We start from the raw sequence: 4,932 nt of genomic DNA, 5'->3' as shown, positions 1-4,932 counted from the left end.
GTGTATTTTATTATTAATATCGCTTTAAACTATGGGATGTGTAAATTAACACATCCCATTTTTTGGAAAGATACAAAAAAGCACCGACCCGCCAGAAGATGCGAGCGGGTCGGTGCTTTTTGGATTTACAGGTTCTTTACTCGATGATGCTCTTGCCGGTCATCTCGGCGGGCTGTTCAAGGCCCAGGAGCTTCAGCATGGTGGGGGCGATGTCCGCCAGGACGCCGCCCTCCCGCAGCTTCACATCCCCCGCGCCGGCCACCAGGAAGGGCACCGGGTTGGTGGTGTGGGCGGTAAAGGGAGAGCCGTCCACATCGTACATGCGGTCGGCGTTGCCGTGGTCGGCGGTGAGCAGCACCTGGCCGCCGGCGGCCAGGGTGGCGTCGATCACCTTGCCGGCGCACGCGTCCACGGCCTCCACGGCCTTCACGGCGGCCTCGAACACGCCGGTGTGGCCCACCATGTCGCAGTTGGCAAAGTTCAGGATGATGACGTCGTACTTGCCGCTCTCGATGCGCTTGACGCACTCGTCGGCCACTTCGTAGGCGCTCATCTCGGGCTTCAGGTCATAGGTGGCCACCTTGGGGCTGGGGATGAGGGCGCGGTCCTCGCCCTCGAAGGGAGCCTCCACGCCGCCGTTGAAGAAGAAGGTCACATGGGCGTACTTCTCGGTCTCGGCGATGCGCAGCTGGGTCTTGCCGCACTTGGCAAGGTAGGCGCCCATCACGTTGTCCAGGCTCTGGGGCTTGAAGGCCACCTCCACGTTGGGCATGGTGGCGTCGTACTGGGTGAAGCAGACATAGTTCACCGCAAAACGGCCGCTGCGGCGCTCGAAGCCGGTGAAGGCGTCGTCCACGAAGGTGCGGGTGATCTCACGGGCGCGGTCGGGGCGGAAGTTGAAGAAGATAACGCTGTCGCCCTCGGACACGCGGCCGCCCTCGCAGGTCACGGCGGGCACCACGAACTCGTCGGTCACGCCCTCGGCGTAGCTGTTCTCCATCACCTGGAGCGGCTCGCCCTTCACGCCCTCGCCGTAGACGAAGGCGGCGTAGGCCTTCTCCACGCGGTCCCAGCGGTTGTCGCGGTCCATGGCGTAGTAGCGGCCGGTGACGGTGGCGATCTTGCCGATGCCCAGTTCGTTCAGCTTGTCCTGCAGCTGGGCGATGTAGCCCTTGCCGGAGTCGGGCGGCACGTCGCGGCCGTCCATGATGGCGTGGACGTACAGCTCCTTCACGCCCAGGTCCTTGGCCATGTCCAGCAGGCCGAAGAGGTGCTGGATGTGGCTGTGGACGCCGCCGGCGGAAAGCAGGCCCATCAGGTGCAGGGCCTTGCCGTTCTTCACTGCGGCCTCCATGCAGCCGCGGATGGCGGCGTTGTCACGGATGGAGCCGTCCTGGATGGCCTTGGTGATGCGGGTGAGCTCCTGGTAGACGATGCGGCCCGCGCCGATGTTGGTGTGGCCCACTTCGCTGTTGCCCATCTGGCCGTCGGGCAGGCCCACGTCCATGCCGGAGGCGCCGATGGTGGTGTAGGGGCAGGTGGCGAACAGCTTATCGAGGTTGGGGGTGTTGGCGGCAACGATGGCGTTGCCGTCTTTCTGCTCGGGCACCCAGCCGAAGCCGTCCAGGATGCAGAGCAGCAGGGGTTTTTTCGACATAAAAAATTTCTCCTTCTTGGCAAAAGGGCGCGCCGGGGCTGCCGGCGCGCCGCGGTGGTGTTTACTTGCCGGCGGCGGCGACGATGGCCGCGAAGGCGTCCGCCTTCAGGGAAGCGCCGCCGATCAGGCCGCCGTCCACGTCGGGCTTGGAGAGCAGCTCGTCGGCGTTGCCGGCGTTCATGCTGCCGCCGTACTGGATGGTGGTGGCCTTGGCCACGGCCTCGCCGTAGAGCTCGGCCAGCACCTTGCGGATGGCGGCGCAGACCTCCTGGGCCTGGTCGCTGGTGGCGGTCTTGCCGGTGCCGATGGCCCACACGGGCTCGTAGGCGATGATGATGTTCTTCATATCCTCGGCGGACACGCCCTGCAGGGCGATCTTGGTCTGCATGCGCACCAGTTCCTCGGTGACGCCCTGCTCCCGCTGGGTCAGGTTCTCGCCCACGCAGACGATGACCTTCAGGCCGGCGGCCAGACCCGCCAGGGTGCGCTTGTTCACAGTCTCGTCGGTCTCGGCGAAGTACTGACGGCGCTCGGAGTGGCCGGTGATGACGTACTCCACGCCCAGGTCCACCAGCATGTCGGCGCTGATCTCGCCGGTGAAGGCGCCGCTCTTCTCAAAGTGGACGTTCTCCGCGCCCACATGGATGTTGGTGCCGCGGGTCTTCTCCACGGCGGTGCAAAGGCTGGTGAAGGGGGTGCAGATGACCACTTCGCAGCCGGCGTCCTTCACGGCGGGGATGAGCTCGTCGATGAGAGCAGCGGCCTCGGTGGCGGTCTTGTTCATTTTCCAGTTGCCGGCGATGACGGCTTTGCGGTTGGCTTTATCCATGGTGTGTTACCTCACTTTTTTCGTTTGTCGGCGGGCCGCAAAAGGCCTCAGCCGCCGCGGGCGGCTGAGGCGCATGGGCTCACAAATCAGGCGTTCTGGATGCAGGCGATGCCGGGCAGCTCCTTGCCCTCCAGGTACTCCAGGGAAGCGCCGCCGCCGGTGGAGATGTGGGTCATCTTGTCGGCGTAGCCCAGCTGCATCACGGCAGCAGCGGAGTCGCCGCCGCCGATAACGGTGGTGGCGTCAGCCTCGGCCATGGCCTTGGCAACAGCCAGGGTGCCGGCGGCCAGGGTGGGGTTCTCGAACACGCCCATGGGGCCGTTCCACACGACGGTCTTGCTGGCCTTCACGGCCTCGGCGAACAGCTCGCGGGTCTTGGGGCCGATGTCCAGGCCCATCATATCGGCGGGGATGGAATCGGAAGGCACGACCTTCACGTCCACAGGCCCGTCGATGGGGTCGGGGAAGGAAGCGGTGATAACGGTGTCCACAGGCAGCAGCAGCTTGACGCCCTTGGCCTCGGCCTTGGCCATCATCTCCTTGCAGTACTCCACCTTCTCCTCGTCCACCAGGCTGGTGCCCACGCCGTAGCCCTTGGCGACCAGGAAGGTGTAGGCCATGCCGCCGCCGATGATCAGGGTGTCCACCTTCTCCAGCAGGTTCGCGATGACGTTCAGCTTGTCGGCGACCTTGGCGCCGCCCAGGATGGCGGTGAAGGGGCGCACGGGATCGTTCACGGCGTTGCCCAGGTAGCGGATCTCTTTCTCCATCAGGTAGCCCACGGCGGTGTCCTTGACGTAGTCGGTCACGCCGGCGGTGGAGCAGTGAGCGCGGTGAGCGCTGCCGAAAGCGTCGTTCACATAGCAGTCGGCGATGCTGGCCAGATCCTGGCTGAACTCAGGCAGGTTCTTGGTCTCCTCCTTGCGGAAGCGGGTGTTCTGCAGCAGAACCACGTCGCCGTCCTTCATGGCGGCAACAGCGGCCTTGGCGTTCTCGCCCACAACGGTGTCGTCATTGGCGAACACGACTTCCTTGCCCAGCAGCTCGGAGAGGCGCACCGCCACAGGGGCCAGGCTGAACTTCTCCTCGGGGCCGTTCTTGGGCTTGCCCAGGTGGCTGCACAGGATGACCTTGCCGCCGTTCTCGATCAGCTTCTTGATCGTGGGCAGCGCGGCCACGATGCGGTTGTCGTTGGTGATCTTGCCGTCCTTCATCGGCACGTTGAAATCGCAGCGCACAAGCACCCGCTTGCCGCGCACGTCCATCTCTTCCACGGTCTTTTTACCCAAACCCATCGTCTGTTTCTCCTCTCGATTTTGAAGTTCTCATGGGCATTTGCATACCTGTCCTTATTATAATCAATCGGCGCGCATTTCGCAAGGCGTTTGCCGTTATGTTTTTAACGATACTCTGCCCCGGACGTGCCCGAAACTTGCACAAAAAGCACACAGCAGAACGGGCCGGGGCGCGCCGCCCCGGCCCGACGCCGGTCGATCATTGCGGGGCCTGCCTGTTGCGCCAGGCGCCCAGGGTGTAGAACGCCGCCAGCACCAGCCGGACGATGTCGCCCGCCGAAGAGCTGATGCCGCCGCTGCCCAGGTCGATGAGCAGGCTCAGCGCCGCCGCCACCGCCAGCACCACGCCCAGCACGAACAGCACCTGGGCCTTGTCCGGCCGGGCGCACCATTTTGCGCCCAGGATGCCGGCCACAAGGCCGAAGGCGCTGCTGGGCACCGCCAGCACGCCCAGTGTGATGAGGGCGGTGACCACGCCCCAGCCCAGGCCGTCGTCGGTGCCCATGGCTAAACCCGCGCCGATGAGCGCCAGGCCGCCCAGCAGGCCCAGAGCCGATAGGATGATGAGGACGATGCCGGTCACTTTGAGCATCGTTCTGCCCGCAAGCTGTGTTTCGTTCATGGCGTTTTCTCCTCAATTCAATGTTTTTTGAAAAAAGCGGGCCGGGGCGCGGCCCCGGCCCGCTTTGGGTCATTATTGCAGGCTCTGCTTGTTCTGCCACGCGCCCAGGGTGTAGAGCACCGGCAGCACCAGGCCGATGAGAGCGCCCACCACCGCGGCGCTTCCATTGTCGCCGCCGAAGGATGAGAGCAGATTCAGAACGGCCAGCGCGGTGAGCACCACGCCCAGCACAAAGAGGGTGCCGGCCTTGTCGGGACGGTTGCACCACTTCACGCCCAGGATGCCCACCACCAGACTGAACGTGCTGCTGAGGATGGCGACGACGCCCAGCACCATGGCGATGGCGCCCAGGCCCAGGGCCAGGCTCTCGCCGCCGGCGATGCCCAGCGCCGCGCCGCCCACCACGGCCATGAGGCCGGTGAGGATGCTGAGGGCTGCGAAGATGATGTAGAGGATGCCCACCACTTTGAGCATCAGGCGGCCTTTGAGTTCGGTGTTGTTCATGGGGTCTCTCCTTATTTTTTATTTC

5 protein-coding genes are annotated in these 4,932 nt (G+C 64.5%); all 5 read right to left on the bottom strand.

The window, feature by feature from the left end:
- Positions 1 to 136: 136 nt before the first annotated feature.
- The 5 genes from gpmI to ACMNAY_RS10215 all read right to left on the bottom strand — a co-directional run bounded on the left by gpmI (position 137) and on the right by ACMNAY_RS10215 (position 4,907).
- Positions 137 to 1,657, bottom strand: coding sequence for a 2,3-bisphosphoglycerate-independent phosphoglycerate mutase (gene gpmI, locus ACMNAY_RS10235; protein ID WP_418719305.1), 1,521 nt, complete (start codon positions 1,655 to 1,657; stop codon positions 137 to 139).
- 61 nt (positions 1,658 to 1,718) lie between these two features.
- On the bottom strand, positions 1,719 to 2,486 hold the full coding sequence (tpiA, locus tag ACMNAY_RS10230) for a triose-phosphate isomerase (RefSeq protein WP_418719304.1): 768 nt from the start codon (positions 2,484 to 2,486) through the stop codon (positions 1,719 to 1,721).
- A gap of 86 nt (positions 2,487 to 2,572) precedes the next feature.
- Complete coding sequence (locus ACMNAY_RS10225) at positions 2,573 to 3,781, bottom strand: phosphoglycerate kinase (RefSeq protein WP_418442208.1); 1,209 nt, start codon at positions 3,779 to 3,781, stop codon at positions 2,573 to 2,575.
- Positions 3,782 to 3,980: 199 nt separating this feature from the next.
- The gene (locus tag ACMNAY_RS10220; protein ID WP_418719303.1) at positions 3,981 to 4,403 is read right to left on the bottom strand and encodes a hypothetical protein; all 423 of its coding nucleotides are present in this window, start codon (positions 4,401 to 4,403) and stop codon (positions 3,981 to 3,983) included.
- Between the two features lie 72 nt (positions 4,404 to 4,475).
- Positions 4,476 to 4,907 (bottom strand): hypothetical protein, encoded by a 432-nt coding sequence (locus ACMNAY_RS10215; protein ID WP_418719302.1) that lies wholly within the window; start codon positions 4,905 to 4,907, stop codon positions 4,476 to 4,478.
- Between the last annotated feature and the right edge of the window lie 25 nt (positions 4,908 to 4,932).

The sequence above is a fragment of the Candidatus Allofournierella merdipullorum genome (assembly GCF_048426865.1).
Lineage (GTDB): Bacteria > Bacillota > Clostridia > Oscillospirales > Ruminococcaceae > Allofournierella_A > Allofournierella_A merdipullorum.
This window is presented reverse-complemented; position numbering and strand designations above follow the sequence as displayed.